Below are 14,536 nucleotides of genomic sequence, written 5' to 3'. Positions count from 1 at the left end.
AAAAGCAAGGCATATAGTAAGAAGGTGCGTTTTTTCAATGTAACAGGACGTATGCCTATACCCTTGATTCCGCCATGTCATATACTGCTGCAATCACAATTTGTAGTAGGGGTGATGGAATGGAAATCGAGGGTTTTGTTATTCATCATACGGTGTGCGCGCAGGAACCGCGGAACTGGGATTTTAAGATCCATCCGGACGGCTCCGTGTCCGCTGCTTCCGTGCTGGTCCAACCGGGACAGATCCACATCTGTCTGGAAGGCGACTTCAATGCCAGCTACGAGTCGATGACGCTGGACCAGAAAACGCAGCTGTTTACCGCCAGCAAAATCATTTTGGAGCTGTCCAGACTCCATGATATTTCCCCCCTGTACCTATTTCCCCACTCCGACTCCTGCCCAGGGGCACATTTTCCATGGAACGCGCTTGTGATTTATCCTGTCGATGGTTATCATTAGGAATGAGGTGACCTAACGAACATGGAGAGATTACAGAAAATTATGGCACAGGCCGGAGTCGCTTCCCGCCGCAAGTGCGAGGAATTGATTCTTGAGGGCAAGGTGCAGGTAAACGGGGAGACCGTTACCGAGCTCGGCACGAAGGCCGATCCAGCCCAGGATATCATTACGGTTTCAGGCAAACCGATTAAGAATGAGAAAAAGGTATATGTCATGCTGAATAAGCCGAAGGGAGTCATTACAAGCGCTTCTGATCCCGAAGGCCGTAAAATTGTATCGGATTATCTCAAAGGCATTAAAGAGCGGGTATACCCGATTGGACGTTTGGACTACGATACGGAGGGGCTTTTGCTCCTGACCAACGACGGGGAGTTTGCCAATCTGCTCAGCCACCCCAAATACCATGTGCCCAAGACTTATTTGGCTACCGTGAAAGGGGTGCCCCACGGCACCGAGCTGGACAAGCTTCGACAAGGGATTATGCTGGAGGACGGAATGACGTCTCCTGCGGAAGTGGAATATAAGGACGTGGATCCGGACAATAAACAATCCGTTATTTCGATCACGATTCATGAAGGCCGCAACCGTCAAGTGAGAAGAATGTTCGAAGCGATTTCCCATCCGGTATTGAGATTGAAGCGGATATCTTACGGGGATCTGCTGCTGCAAAATTTAAAGCGGGGCCTGTACCGCCATTTGACGGCGGACGAAATCAACCAGCTCCTGCAAATGGCGAAAGCCGCAAAGCCGGGCGGGAAACCGAAGAAAAAACGTTAAACCCGACACATAATATTCAAAATGGCGAGCGGCGTTTATGACAAATTTCGTTATAATTGTTCATAGGATGTTCACACCCGTAGTATGCGATATGATGAATGTCATAGAAAGGAAGCTGCTGCTTTATGGGCAAATCTAAGAAAAGCGTACAGATTGTTATTCTGCTTGCCATCATCCTGATCGGAGTGTACGCCGTTGCAACCGTTGTATTCGGCTCTGATGAGGTTCCCAAAGTAGGGCAAAAGGCAGCGGATTTCGAACTTCTAGGCATGGATGGCAACGTACATACCATGAGTGAATACGAAGGCAAGGCCAGGGTTATTAATTTCTGGGGCACCTACTGTCCGCCGTGCGTGCGGGAAATGCCGGCACTTCAAGCCCAGTGGGAAAAATGGAGCAGCCAGGGCGTTGAGATCATCGGAATCAATGTGGGCGAAAACAAAATGACCGTGGAGAATTTTGTTGCTCAAACCGGCGTGAAATTCCCCATCCTGATGGATCCCAAGCGGAACGCTGTTGCCAGCTTCGGAGTTGGGCCTATGCCAACCACCTTTTTTGTTACGGCCTCCGGCAAGATTGACCATATTCGCATAGGCGAACTGGATTTGAACACCCTTGACAAACAAATTGAACAGTTGGTGAATGCGAAATGAGTCAAGGTTCCAAGCCTTTGATCCAGAATACGAAGTGTGATTGTGGACACCAGAATCCAACGGGGACGGTCCTCTGCGAGGCTTGCGGCAAGCCGCTGACCGAGGAAGCGGAGGCCCAGCCGATTCTGGAAATGCGGTATGACGGCGTTGCCCGTCGATCGCAGAAAGAAAATCCCGGTATTATCGATCGGGTATGGAATTTCTTCTCTTCGGTAAAAGTAGCAATATATCTCATATTGCTAACCTTGATCGGCTCCTCGCTGGGGACCATCTTTCCGCAGGAGAGCACATTCCTTAACATTGACCCCTCTGTCTACTACAAAGAGGAGTACGGACAGCTGGGGCATATTTATTACTTGCTCGGGCTGTCACATACATATACGTCTTGGTGGTTCGTTCTGCTGCTCGTCATGATCGGCGCATCGCTTGTCATTTGCAGTCTTGACCGTGTCCTGCCGCTCTACAAAGCGCTCAGCAGACAACGGATACCGAAGCATATGTCCTTCCTTACCCGGCAGAAGGTGGTATACCAAGGACAAGTCCAAGTGGACGGGGCCGACTGGGTTGAACGGATTAAACCGGTCATTAAGAAAAAGGGCTATCGCGTTCGAACGGACGGCGGAACGCTTCTGGCTGAGAAGCAACGGTTCAGCCGCTGGGGCCCCTATGTTCTTCACATCGGCCTGATTATCTTCCTTCTTGCTGTTTTGGGACGGAACCTGCCGGGACTGCATATGGACGAGCATATGGCCTTTCCTCAGGATGAGCCGGTGCACATCAAGAACACCAGCTACTATTTATTGAACGACGGCTTTAAGGTTGAATTCTATACCGAAGACGATATGCCTGAAGAATTCAAAGGCAAGAACAAGGTGCTGCCGAAGGAATTCCAAACCCAGGCCATCCTGTATATGTGCGAGGCCAATTGCGACGATCTCGATAAAGAGCCTCAGCTCGTGGAATTGACGCGCCATAACATCGAGGTGAACCATCCGCTCAATTACAAAGGGTTAAAGGCTTATCAATTCGATTATGATCTGACCCCGATTCTCCGTACGGTTTCGCCGGTGCTGATTGACAGCAAGAGCGGTAAGGAATACGGCAAAATCACGCTGTCCATCAACGATCCCCAAAGAGAGTATAAGGCAGGGGAATATACGTTAACGCTTACACAGTCCTTCACCGATTTTGGGCTGGGCGATAACGGCAAGCCGGTCAACCTGTCACCTAACCCGAATGCGCCTGCATTCTTATTTCTGATTAAGGGACCTGATCTGCCGAAGGAAGGCGTTCAGTACTTCTACTTCCCTAAACAGATCGATAAGGAACGCTTCAATCAGGAAGCGATCAATGCGCAGCTGGCGGGTGGCGAGGCACTCGTAAAACTGGATGTGCTCAGCATGGACGATGTGGACTTTTCGGAATCGACGACTTATCTGAATATTCGTGTGGATAAAGCCATGCCGTTCATTTGGGTTGGTTGTTTCATTGGTATGATCGGCCTGGTCATGGGCTTTTATTTCACCCATCGCCGGATCTGGCTGCGTATTGATAACGGAACGCTGACGCTGGGCGCGCATACGAACAAGAACTGGTTTGGACTTCGCAAGGAGATCTCCGGAATCCTCAAGCAAATGAATATCGAAGTCGATGAAAAGTCATTGGAGAATAACAGGGGGACTAAGCATGAATCTAATTGATTTCAGCGGCGACGCATTTATCGTTGCCTTTACCTTATACTGCGTGGCATTTATCATGTACGCACTTGCCGTCATGGGACGCCGGTTCCGCAAACGCGACCCGGAAGCCCATTTGGCGAAGTGGGGCAAGATCGCATTTGTTACGACAACGATCGGTTTGATCGGACACTTGCTGTACTTCTTTACTAGATGGGCGGGCTCGGGGCATGTGCCGGTCAGCAATATGTATGAGTTCATGTCCTTCTTGTCGATGGCAATCATGATTGCCTTCCTCGTACTTTATTTTATCTACAAAAAATCGCTGCTCGGATTGTTTGCACTGCCGCTGGCAATCCTGATCATGGCCTATGCCGCCGTGTTCCCGCAGCAGGTGCAGCCGCTCATTCCTTCGCTTCAGTCCTATTGGCTGGGTATCCACGTTACATTGGCGGCACTGGGGGATGCGTTTTTTGCGGTCGGCTTTATTGCCGGCTTGATGCATCTGCTCCGGACCGTTAACTTTGGCGGAACGGACAAGGGCTCGCGCAGGGAACAGCGCTGGCTTGAGCTCGTCATGTTTGCCATCGTGGTGCTGCTCGGATTTATTTTGTCGGTGTACAGCTTCCGTGCAGGCGGTTACCAGGCGGAGTTTAACCAGACATTGGTTGACCCGAAGACAGAAAATAGTACAATAGTAAAAGTGGAATATAACATGCCTCCGCTAATCGCGCCTTACCAGAGCGAGACCGAGAGCATGCAGTCCTTCTTGGGCATGAAATCCCCGCTCATGGAAGCTCCGTCCTGGATGCACGGCGTGAATGCAGGACGTAAGCTGAACACGGTGGTATGGTCGCTGGTCACCGGATTGATCCTTTACGGATTGCTCCGCCTGATCCTGCGCAAACCGCTGGCTAAATTCATTCAGCCCGCACTCCATCGACTGGATCCCGATGATCTGGACGAAATCAGTTATCGAGCCATCGCGATCGGCTTCCCTGTATTTACGCTTGGCGGTCTCATCTTTGCCATGATCTGGGCAGAGATCGCATGGGGCCGGTTCTGGGGCTGGGATCCGAAGGAAGTATGGGCGCTTATTACTTGGTTGTTCTACAGCGTGTACCTTCATCTCCGGCTATCGCGCGGCTGGCAGGGCAAATATTCGTCCTGGCTGTCCGTTATCGGCTTTATCGTGGTCATGTTCACGCTGGTCGGCGTCAACTTGATTATCGCGGGTCTGCATTCCTATGCAGGCACCGACTAATGGCAATTGAATAGATGTCAATTAACAATCAGAAGGGCCCTTTCTTAATCAAGAGGGCCACTTCTGATTTTCCCTATAAAAACGAAGGAGTTGGCTGCCAATGTCTGAGCACGGAAATCGCATTCTTGTTGTTGATGATGAGGAACGGATTCGCCGTTTGTTGAAAATGTATCTGGAGAAGGAAGGATATGAAATCGAGGAGGCGGAGGATGGGGAGACCGCTCTTCGCAAAGCAAGCTCGGAGGATTACGGGCTCGTTATTCTGGATGTCATGCTGCCCGGCATGGACGGCGTTGAAGTATGCACCCGCCTTCGTCAGGTAAAGTCTACGCCGATCCTGATGCTGACCGCCAAAGGCGAGGAGATTAACCGGGTCCAGGGATTCGAGGTGGGCGCCGACGATTATGTGGTGAAACCGTTCAGTCCTCGCGAGGTGATCTATCGCGTTAAAGCCATATTGCGCCGTTCGTCCGCCACGGCTTATCTGAGCAAGGAGCCGAATCCAAGCAACAGCATCGTATTCCCTCATTTGATCATTGAACACGATGCCCACCGCGTGACGGCCGGCGGGCATGAGATCAGCCTGACGCCGAAGGAGTACGAACTTCTGCACTATTTGGCCTCATCCCCGGACAAAGTGTTCTCGCGGGAAGAGCTGCTGAAGGATGTTTGGAATTACGAGTTTTTTGGCGATCTTCGCACGGTCGATACCCATGTGAAGCGTCTGCGCGAAAAATTGAATAAGGTATCCACGGAGTCCGCAGCGATGATTACGACCGTATGGGGAGTAGGCTACAAGCTGGAGGTACCGAAGTAACGTGAGTTTTTGGAGATCACTTGTCGGCAAGCTGTGGATTACGATAACCTGTTTGGTCGCGTGCGTACTGCTGACGCTCGGTTTATTCTTGCTCCCTTATATCGATACCACCTTCGCGAATTCGGATGCCATCAAGCGTTTATTTACTTATGTGGCCATTATCGGCTTTTCGATGACCACCTTTTTCGGGTTGTTCCTGCTGACGAAAATTACGCAGCCCATGCAGCAGCTCATTGAGGCAGCCAACGATATCCGTAAAGGGAAATACGGCACGCGGTTGAACCTTGTGACGAGTGATGAGATCGGCGAGCTGGCCAATACGTTTAACCATATGGCAGCGGAGCTGGAAACGAACATCCGCAATTTGAACCACGAGAAGGAGCACCTGTCCAGCGTGCTGAGAAGCATGAGCGACGCCGTGATTACGTTTGACAATCACGGGCAGGTCATCCTGGTGAACCCGCCGGGATTGGAAATCATGAAGACCTGGAAAGGGCTGCAGTGGGACGATGAGCTTCAGGGCGGAGGCTGGGCGGCCGATGTCATGCCAAAACCGCTCAGCGAGTTATATTACGCCACCGTCAACGAAGGCAAGGACCAAAGCGCCGATCTGCATGTGAAGCAGGGAATCTGGTCAGCCCATATGGCCCCCTTGTATTCGGATGACGTGATCCGCGGAGCCGTCGTGGTGTTAAGGGACATAACCGAACAGGTTACATTAGAAAAAATGCGGACGGACTTCATTGCCAACGTGTCGCACGAAATACGGACGCCGCTGTCCATGATGCAGGGTTACAGCGAAGCGCTATTGGACGGCATGGCAGCTTCACCCGAAGAGAGCAGGGAGCTTATACAGGTCATTCATGAGGAATCCCTGCGGATGGGGCGTCTGGTGAAGGATCTGCTTGATTTAACGCGCATGGAGGCAGGGCATGCCGAGTTATCCCTGCGGGAGATGGATGCAGGCGAATTATGCGAGCGGGTATTCCGGAAATTTGCGGTTCGTGCCAAAGAGCGGGATATCGATCTTCAGCTGAACAAGCTCCATTCGAATCTTCAGCTCGAAGCGGCGGATGAAGACAAGCTTGAACAGGTGCTGACCAATTTGCTGGATAACGCTTTCCGTCATACACCTTCAGGCAAGAAAATTCAAATTACGGCAGACCGGATCGCCTTATCGAACACGGAGGCGCTCCAGGTGAAGGTTTGCGACCAGGGAGTCGGCATTCCGCCGGAAGACCTGCCTTTTGTATTCGAACGATTCTACAAGGCCGATAAGGCGCGTGTGCGGGGGGAGACGGTGGGAACCGGCATTGGCCTTGCCATCGTGAAAAATATCGTGACCGCGCACCACGGAACGATCAACGCGACAAGCGAAGTGGGGAAAGGCACCGTGTTTACGATGACGATCCCGACAAAAGCGGCAGAATCCTAGGGAATGCCCGCGCAAAAGACAAAACACGCTCGCAAGGAGCGTGTTTTTTTGTTGAAATAAAGGGGTTAATCTTGTTCTACGTGGAACAATGATTAACCCCTTGGATTAAAGCTTAGCCTAGCGCGATTTGCTGCGCCGTGTTGAGTTCCGACAAGCCGGTAAGCTTGATCAGAACGTCCTTAGGAACGTCTTTATCCACCGTCAGCAGCATGATGGCCTCGCCGCCGATCACTTTACGTCCCACCTGCATGGAGGCGATGTTGACATCGTTCTCGCCGAGCAGGGTTCCGACACGTCCGATAATGCCCGGTTTATCGTTGTGGGAGATCAGAATCAGATGGCCTTCCGGTGAGATATCGACAGGGAATTTATCCAGACGTACGATTCGTTCGCCGTATCCCAGAAGAAGCGTACCCGCAACGATTCGTTCCAGGCCGTTTTGCGTTTTCAGCGTAACGGTAACGAGATTGGTGAAGTCTTTGGTTTTTGGCGTCTGCGACACAACGACATGCAAATCGCGGCTCTTCGCCAAATGCATGGAGTTAACAATGTTCACTTCGCTTCCGAGGTGGCGTTCCAGCACGCCCTTAACGATGTAGCGGGTCAGGGCCTGCGTATCGACTTCAGCCAGCTCGCCTGCATAGTCGACGTGAATCTCCTTTACCGCGTGTGCGGTGATCTGGGCCGCTACACTGCCCAATTTCTCGCCGAGCGAGAAGTAAGGCTGCAGCTTGTTCATGACGCTTGCGGCTACAAGCGGGAAGTTGACCGCATTCTTAAACGGCTCGTTGCGCAGGATATGCAGCACTTGCTCGGAAACGTCGATCGCAACGTTCTCCTGGGCTTCAATAGTGGATGCACCCAGATGCGGAGTGACGATAACCTTCGGATGGTTAAGGAACGGATGATCGCTTTCAGGCGGCTCATGTTCGAATACGTCAAATGCGGCTCCGGCTACAATGCCTTCATCGATGGCTTCCACGAGCGCGCGCTCGTCAATGATGCCGCCACGGGCACAGTTCACGATGCGCATGCCGCGTTTCATGACCTCGAATTGCGGTCTGGCGATCATGTGGCGCGTCTCCGGCGTAAGCGGAGTATGAACCGTGATGAAGTCTGCGTTCCGGATAATGTTATCCACGGAGGAAAGCTTCACGCCCAGTTTATCCGCACGTTCTTCCGTCAGGAACGGATCGAAGGCCAGAATGTTCATGCCGAAAGCCTTGGCGCGTTTAGCCACCTCGCTGCCGATCCGTCCCATGCCCATAACGCCCAGCGTTTTGTTGCGAAGCTCTACGCCGAGGAAGGATTTGCGATCCCAGGTTCCGCCTACCGTTTTGGCATAAGCTTGAGGGATGTGGCGGGCGAGGGCAATCATCATAGCAAACGTATGCTCTGCCGTCGTGATCGTGTTGCCGTCAGGTGCATTGATGACAACGATCCCGCGCTTTGTTGCCGCTTCAAGATCAATGTTGTCCACGCCTACGCCGGCACGGCCAACCACCTTGAGATTGGTTCCTGCATTCATGATGCGTTCTGTAACGCGGGTCTGACTCCGAACGAGGAGTCCGTCGTATTCACCGATAATGGCAGTGAGCTCGTCTTCGCTAAGCCCGGTTTTTTTGTCTACCTGCACATCGGCGGCGTCCATTAACTGCTGGATCCCCAAATCGCTGATCGGATCCGATACCAATACTTTAAACATGGTTTCTCTTCCTCCTTAAAATCCACTATAAAATGCGGTACTGCAATATTGAATAAGGATTACGCTTAGCGCGCGCTCCGTTATACACCAGAGATTCCGATAAAGCTGCAAGAGGTCTATACAGGTTTGACGCGGTGTCGTGGCAAAGAGACAGGAACATAAAAAACTCTCAATCCGCATACTACCTCCGTAGTAAGGGACGAGAGTTATTCGTGGTGCCACCCTTATTCGCTGCCAAGATGCGGCAGCCTCAAGCGGTCTGTTCAGACCATGATTGGTAACGGATATCATCCGATTTGCGCCTACTCCAAGTTTCAGCGAAATATCTCAGGAACGCTCAAGAATACTTTACGCCACCGATTTGCACCAACCATCGGCTCTCTGAGGACGTTACGGTTTCTCTTTTCCGTCATCGGTTTTCACAGATTAATTTTTTCATAATGTATCATGGCTCTAACATTGTGTCAATAGGTGTTTATTTAGGCTAACCGCCTAGGAGCAGGGGAAGAAACGAGGGATAGCCTTGAATGTCATGCCGTTAATTTGCTATGATGCATATGCCCGCCTATGATTAAATTATACTAATATTACTGTGGTTGTACACGAAGATATCTTAAAAATCAAGATGAAAGACAGGCCCATCTTCTATGAAAAAATTTAAAATACGCGTTAAAAGAATCGAAGCCCACCAGTTGAACGATCGGCTGCTGCTCATCAATCTGTATCTTACGCAAGCGTTGACGCTTATCGTCGGTTTGATCTGGATTTTGTTTCAGAACCGGAATCCGTTCGGATTATTTGTTTTTCCGAAGGAAATCGAGTTTGTTTATTGGGGTCTGGGACTTGCTGCAGCGATGCTGGCAGTCGACTTTGTATTGTCCCGGTTTGTGTCGGAGGATAGCATGGACGACGGCGGGATCAATGAAATGCTGTTCAGGAAAAGGCCGGTTTGGCATATATTCGTTATCGCCCTGATCGTGTCCATCTGCGAGGAATTATTGTTTCGCGGAGCGATACAGCATGCGTTCGGACCGTATTGGACAAGCATCTTGTTCGCGCTGATCCATGTCCGATATTTAAAGCATTGGCTGCCGACTGGATGGGTTTTCTTGAGCAGTTACGGTCTGGGCTACGTCTATATACAAACGGGTACCATTTGGGCGCCAATTCTGTGCCATTTTCTGATAGATTTCATATCGGGAATGTTGATACGGTTTCGGAGGAAAGAGGAACATGAACGAGCTTAGCAGAATGCAACGACATCAGGGCCGAAATAAAGGCCGGAAGAACAAGTCATCGGCTCAATCCGAAAAAAGAGCGGCGGAAAAGCCGCTGCAGGCAGGAGGGAATCGGAGTCGATCTAAATCCCAAGCTCCCGCAAGCACTGCGGTACCGAAGCCGCGGGGCGGCAGCGCGGCGGATGGATTAAGCCGGTCCAGATCGACAAGGTCAAACCAGAATCCGATAGAGGAAGAGGTTTCGGCGCCTAAACGAACGAATACATATTCCTCCTATCGCGTAAGAATGAGCAAGTGGTTTGTGAACTCATTAATTGTCATCTTCATATTGTTAATGGTAGGTCTTCTGTGGTGGGGACTTATCGGAGCGCCTCCATTAAGGGAATTGTTAAAGGAGATATTATGAGTGTGTTGATGTGGATAGCGGGTGCTGCGGCACTCGGTGCAGGCGCAATCGGCTGGATGAGGGCTGAAGCCCAGGGCTATAGGCTGCGTGAAGAGGAAGTGGTATCCGAGCGTATTCCGCGGTCGTTTGACGGGTTTCGGATGCTGTTCATCACCGACATACATCGCAGACAACTGTCTGAAGAGAAGCTATTATCCAATATATCATCGGTGGATTGCGTGCTCCTGGGCGGAGATATTACCGAAAAAGGGGTGCCCTTTGAGCGGTTGAGATATAACATGTCGGTTTTGGCCCGCCTCGCCCCCGTGTATGCCGTACTGGGAAATCACGACCTGTATGCAGGCAAGGACGCCGTTCGCAAGGTATTGCGGGATAGCGGGGTCATTCTGCTGAATGACAAGACCGTCAAGTTGAAGCGGGATGACGAATGCCTTGTCCTTAGCGGAATTAGGCAGCCGGCAAGCAGGAAACATCCGTATACGAAATTCCGGGGAAATGCTGCGGAGGACCAGTATCACATCATTCTGGTGCACGATCCGATATGGCTCAAAGGCAAGGAAGAAACGCACGGGGACCTCCTGCTGGCAGGACATACCCATGGAGGACAGATTGTGCTGCCGATTGCCGGAGCGGTTCGTCTGGAGCGTTTTTACAAGAATTTTAAATCCGGATGGTATACGCTGCCGAGGAAGGCAGGAGAGCCTATCCACTCCTCCAGGCTGCTGATCAGCCGGGGGTTCGGCACTTCCCATATTCCGCTGCGCTTGAAATGTCCGGCGGAATATCATGTGATTACATTACGCAAAAAACCTTAATTCGATCGTCGGATGTTTGACGGCAGAATTAAGGTTTTTCCGGTTTTTCGGGTTATCTTATTTTAGGCTCGATCCATTGCGGATCCACGAATCCATACCCTTTGGCCTCGAGCTTGGTCAGCAAAGTGTCCAGGGCTTCGGCAGTCCACGGAAGCTCATGCATCAGAATATTGCTGCCGGGATGAAGCTGCTCGAGCACGTTGCTCACAACGGCATCGGGTTTGTTTTTGTTTTTGCTTTCCCAATCCAGGGAACCGTTGGACCAAGTCATAAACAGCAGGTCATGCTCCAGCGCGACTTCCTTGACGGTATCTCCGCCGGAGCCGAACGGAGGCCGGAAAAACTTCGGTTCCGCTCCCGTCGCTTCCTTAACGATCTTCTGGACGTCCCCGATCTGTTTCTCGACCTTCTGTTTGCTTTCCTTTTTCAGGTCGATATGATCCCAGGAATGATTGCCGATGACTTGACCGCGGTCATGGATCAGCTTCAGCAGTTCGGGATGCTCCTTCGCGCGGTATCCGTTCACGAAGAAAATGGCTTTGGCTTCATGCTTGTCGAGCGTATCGATCATGCGGTTGATCATTTTTTCATCCTTGGGACCGTCGTCAAAAGTGAGCAGCACCACCTTTTCGGGTACGGATTCATCGTTTGGTACGATTCGGTACACCTTATTCATGTGGTATTTCGGTTCGGACGGAGCCTCGGCTTCCGGATCCTTGACGGCCTCTTCGGACGGGTCCGGGGAATCCGGGGATTTACTCGAGCTCGTGCTGGACGGGTCTTCAGGCTTGACCTGTTCGGCCGAAGGATCGGTGCTTTCTTTCGCAGGGGACACCTGCCCGGTGGATTCGTTTTGCTGCGTCGTCTGGGTATTACCGCCTTCCATAGCCGCGCCTTGCTTCTGAGCGGCGCCGTTGCTGCCGCATGCACTGAGCATCAGGCAGCAGGCCAACAGAAGGACTGTTCGTGTTCTAACCATGATTCCATCTCACTTTCCTGTATTTATGTAGCATGAGTTCCTGGCGGTGCGAGAACAATAAACTCGAGTTTATCATAGAAGGAGGTATCATTTGTGAAGACTTCGTCATTTCTATATGGTGTCATTATCGGTGCCGTTGCATCCCGGATGATTTCCCGGAAAAACGGCATGTTCTTCTCCTCGATGATGAAAGACGCGAATCTTGGCCGGTTTGCGAATACCGCGATGAGTAAAATTCAAGGCAACAAGAGCCAGTTTAGCGGCTCCGGCCGAGAAAGCGTGTCTCCCAGTCCAGGCCGACATGATTCCACTCATTCCAATGGAACTGCAGGGGTACAGGCATCGACTCATTCGAAGGCTGCCAACCTGAAGCAGGTCAAGGATTTCATCCGAAACAACCCTGATGTGAAGACCGAAGTCGAACAGATTTTGAAAGAGACCCACACCGTCATACCGGGTTTGTAAACGGCATCAACCTTTTTGAATCATTCTCGGGGAACGGCCTCACGAATCCCTGTGAATGATTCTTTTTTCTTCAGCTACATATTTACGTGCATTTGTGGGTATTAAATGATAAAATCAATTATATAAAACCATTTTTATCACGTCATAATCCAGACATCATAATTTGTTATAAACTTTTGTTTACGTAAGGAGGATCCTGTCATGAAAATAGAGCGTTTGAGTCAAGATAAGATACGGATTTTCCTCACGTTTGACGATCTGAGTGAGCGTGGGATCCAGAAGGAAGAGATGTGGCAGGAAATACCGAAAGTTTATGACCTGTTTACGGAGATGATGGATCAGGCATACAGTGAACTCGGATTTGATGCCACCGGACCTCTTGCCGTTGAGGTGTTTGCACTGCCTGCCCAGGGCATGGTGGTTATTGTGACGAGAGGGAAATACGATCATCATTTCGGCGGCTTGTCCGAAGAAGATATGCCGGACGAGATTTATGAAATGGAAGTAACGCTGGATCAAAGTGATACCATCGTCTATGTTTTTCAGGATTTTGAAGTGCTCATTGAAGCATCGCATATGTTGAAGGACCTTGTAGGCGGAGCGGGCAAGCTCTATCACTATATGGATAAATGGTTTTTGTACTTCGAGCCCGAGGAATTGGATAGCGAGAAGCTGCCGGCTATAATTGCCATGCTGGCCGAGTTTGGCGAATCCTCTTCGGTGACGGAGGCTGTGCTGGAGGAATACGGGAAGAAAGTGATGCCTCAGCAGGCGGTTGAGGTTATCTGTACACACTTCCAGCGTCAGCATTAATCAATGTGGGCGTGCGTGCCGGACTTCAGGCCCGCAACTAACGGAAGGGGAATTTCAGTGCTGGTGTTCTCGATCATTGCGTCAGCTTTGGCGCCGGGACTCGCATTGCTCACGTATTTTTACCTGAAGGACAGGTATGATCAAGAACCCCTGCACATGGTGATCAAAGTGTTCATGCTAGGGGTTCTGATCGTTTTCCCGGTCATGATTTTGCAGCGGGGAATGATACTATGGCTTGGCGACAATCCGGTAGTCAACTCACTGTTCGTTTCGGCGGGCGTTGAGGAATTTTTAAAATGGTTCGTGATGTATCATATTATTTTTAACCATACGGAATTTGACGAGCCTTATGACGGCATACTATATGCAGTGGCGATATCGCTGGGATTTGCTACGGTAGAGAATTTACTTTACGCTTGGTACAGCCAGGCAGCCTTCGGCCCGATGTTCATGCGGGCGCTGCTGCCCGTTTCGGGTCACGCAATGTTTGGCGTTATCATGGGATACTACATGGGACATGCGAGGTTCACGGAAGGGAAACGAAGAAGATTCTTCCTCGTGCTGTCCATGGTTCTGCCTTGGATGTGGCATGGTCTTTATGACCTGATTCTGAATTTGCTGACCCACACATGGGTATGGTTTATCGTTCCGCTAATGGTTCTGCTGTGGTATGGCGGCATGGGCAAAATCTCCAGAGCGAACAACCGCTCTCCTTTCCGTTTCATTAACCGGGAGGAAGAGGTTAATACGTAACAAATCAGGGCACACTTCATTCTATAGACCTTGGCTGACAGCCAGGGAATCATAGAAAGGGAGGTGCCTTTTTTGCGTGTAAAAGTGAAAATTCTTTGCAAGGATTGCGGTGAGCGATTCGTATTGCGCGGAAAGAAGGAGCAGGGCCGGATCGAAACCGGATTTAAGCAGTGCCTGTGCAACAACCGGGATCACTTCGATATTGAGGAAGATTTCTAATTGATGAAGGAATGATCCAGGGATGCATAAGACTTCTTTCTTCTAGTCAAACTAACGGCAGTG

General features: G+C 50.8%; 16 protein-coding genes and 1 other annotated feature. Of the genes, 14 read left to right on the top strand and 2 right to left on the bottom strand.

The window, feature by feature from the left end; genetic code table 11:
- Nucleotides 1-119: 119 nt before the first annotated feature.
- From JNUCC32_RS14555 to JNUCC32_RS14525, 7 genes are all read left to right on the top strand, one after another.
- A complete protein-coding gene (locus tag JNUCC32_RS14555; RefSeq protein ID WP_192572480.1) occupies nucleotides 120-458 on the top strand; it encodes an N-acetylmuramoyl-L-alanine amidase in 339 nt (112 codons plus the stop codon).
- A gap of 21 nt (nucleotides 459-479) precedes the next feature.
- Nucleotides 480-1,235, top strand: a complete 756-nt coding sequence (locus tag JNUCC32_RS14550; protein ID WP_009595165.1) for a pseudouridine synthase — start codon at nucleotides 480-482, stop codon at nucleotides 1,233-1,235.
- Between the two features lie 125 nt (nucleotides 1,236-1,360).
- Nucleotides 1,361-1,888, top strand: coding sequence for a redoxin domain-containing protein (locus JNUCC32_RS14545; RefSeq protein ID WP_009595122.1), 528 nt, complete (start codon nucleotides 1,361-1,363; stop codon nucleotides 1,886-1,888).
- Entirely contained in the window at nucleotides 1,885-3,588 is a 1,704-nt protein-coding gene (gene resB, locus JNUCC32_RS14540; RefSeq protein WP_192572479.1) for a cytochrome c biogenesis protein ResB, read from the top strand. The genes JNUCC32_RS14545 and resB overlap by 4 nt, the downstream gene beginning before the upstream one ends.
- On the top strand, nucleotides 3,575-4,828 hold the full coding sequence (gene ccsB / locus JNUCC32_RS14535) for a c-type cytochrome biogenesis protein CcsB (protein ID WP_015734502.1): 1,254 nt from the start codon (nucleotides 3,575-3,577) through the stop codon (nucleotides 4,826-4,828). The genes resB and ccsB overlap by 14 nt, the downstream gene beginning before the upstream one ends.
- Before the next feature lie 100 nt (nucleotides 4,829-4,928).
- Nucleotides 4,929-5,645 carry a response regulator transcription factor gene (locus JNUCC32_RS14530; protein ID WP_036665717.1) on the top strand — a complete coding sequence of 239 codons (717 nt, stop codon included), beginning with the start codon at nucleotides 4,929-4,931 and terminating at the stop codon, nucleotides 5,643-5,645.
- Nucleotide 5,646: 1 nt separating this feature from the next.
- On the top strand, nucleotides 5,647-7,080 hold the full coding sequence (locus JNUCC32_RS14525; protein ID WP_015734503.1) for an ATP-binding protein: 1,434 nt from the start codon (nucleotides 5,647-5,649) through the stop codon (nucleotides 7,078-7,080).
- Between the two features lie 112 nt (nucleotides 7,081-7,192).
- Here the strand turns inward: JNUCC32_RS14525 and serA are convergent, their stop codons facing one another.
- Entirely contained in the window at nucleotides 7,193-8,785 is a 1,593-nt protein-coding gene (gene serA / locus JNUCC32_RS14520) for a phosphoglycerate dehydrogenase (RefSeq protein WP_192572478.1), read from the bottom strand.
- Nucleotides 8,786-8,977: 192 nt separating this feature from the next.
- Nucleotides 8,978-9,207: a binding site (T-box leader), on the bottom strand.
- 225 nt (nucleotides 9,208-9,432) lie between these two features.
- Here serA and JNUCC32_RS14515 point away from each other — a divergent pair.
- The 3 genes from JNUCC32_RS14515 to JNUCC32_RS14505 are packed head-to-tail and all read left to right on the top strand — an operon-like array spanning nucleotide 9,433 to nucleotide 11,244.
- Nucleotides 9,433-10,032: a CPBP family intramembrane glutamic endopeptidase gene (locus tag JNUCC32_RS14515; protein ID WP_015734505.1), complete on the top strand. Its 600-nt coding sequence runs from the start codon at nucleotides 9,433-9,435 to the stop codon at nucleotides 10,030-10,032.
- A complete protein-coding gene (locus tag JNUCC32_RS14510) occupies nucleotides 10,019-10,429 on the top strand; it encodes a hypothetical protein (RefSeq protein ID WP_096773267.1) in 411 nt (136 codons plus the stop codon). The genes JNUCC32_RS14515 and JNUCC32_RS14510 overlap by 14 nt, the downstream gene beginning before the upstream one ends.
- Complete coding sequence (locus tag JNUCC32_RS14505; protein WP_192572477.1) at nucleotides 10,426-11,244, top strand: metallophosphoesterase; 819 nt, start codon at nucleotides 10,426-10,428, stop codon at nucleotides 11,242-11,244. Before JNUCC32_RS14510 ends, JNUCC32_RS14505 begins: the two co-directional genes overlap by 4 nt.
- A 52-nt stretch (nucleotides 11,245-11,296) precedes the next feature.
- Here the strand turns inward: JNUCC32_RS14505 and JNUCC32_RS14500 are convergent, their stop codons facing one another.
- On the bottom strand, nucleotides 11,297-12,223 hold the full coding sequence (locus tag JNUCC32_RS14500) for a polysaccharide deacetylase family protein (protein WP_192572476.1): 927 nt from the start codon (nucleotides 12,221-12,223) through the stop codon (nucleotides 11,297-11,299).
- Between the two features lie 93 nt (nucleotides 12,224-12,316).
- Here JNUCC32_RS14500 and JNUCC32_RS14495 point away from each other — a divergent pair, with 93 nt between their 5' ends.
- The 4 genes from JNUCC32_RS14495 to JNUCC32_RS14480 all read left to right on the top strand — a co-directional run bounded on the left by JNUCC32_RS14495 (nucleotide 12,317) and on the right by JNUCC32_RS14480 (nucleotide 14,473).
- Nucleotides 12,317-12,688 carry a hypothetical protein gene (locus JNUCC32_RS14495; protein WP_096773270.1) on the top strand — a complete coding sequence of 124 codons (372 nt, stop codon included), beginning with the start codon at nucleotides 12,317-12,319 and terminating at the stop codon, nucleotides 12,686-12,688.
- 201 nt (nucleotides 12,689-12,889) lie between these two features.
- Nucleotides 12,890-13,501, top strand: coding sequence for a genetic competence negative regulator (locus tag JNUCC32_RS14490; protein ID WP_015734510.1), 612 nt, complete (start codon nucleotides 12,890-12,892; stop codon nucleotides 13,499-13,501).
- Between the two features lie 57 nt (nucleotides 13,502-13,558).
- Nucleotides 13,559-14,254: a glutamic-type intramembrane protease PrsW gene (gene prsW / locus JNUCC32_RS14485; RefSeq protein WP_090911039.1), complete on the top strand. Its 696-nt coding sequence runs from the start codon at nucleotides 13,559-13,561 to the stop codon at nucleotides 14,252-14,254.
- Nucleotides 14,255-14,326: 72 nt separating this feature from the next.
- Entirely contained in the window at nucleotides 14,327-14,473 is a 147-nt protein-coding gene (locus JNUCC32_RS14480) for a hypothetical protein (RefSeq protein WP_009595221.1), read from the top strand.
- Nucleotides 14,474-14,536: the final 63 nt, after the last annotated feature.

It is taken from the genome of Paenibacillus sp. JNUCC32 (assembly GCF_014863545.1).
Classification (GTDB): domain Bacteria; phylum Bacillota; class Bacilli; order Paenibacillales; family Paenibacillaceae; genus Paenibacillus_AQ; species Paenibacillus_AQ lautus_A.
The sequence above is the reverse complement of the archived record's forward strand: the minus strand, read 5'-3'. Positions and strand labels throughout refer to the sequence as shown.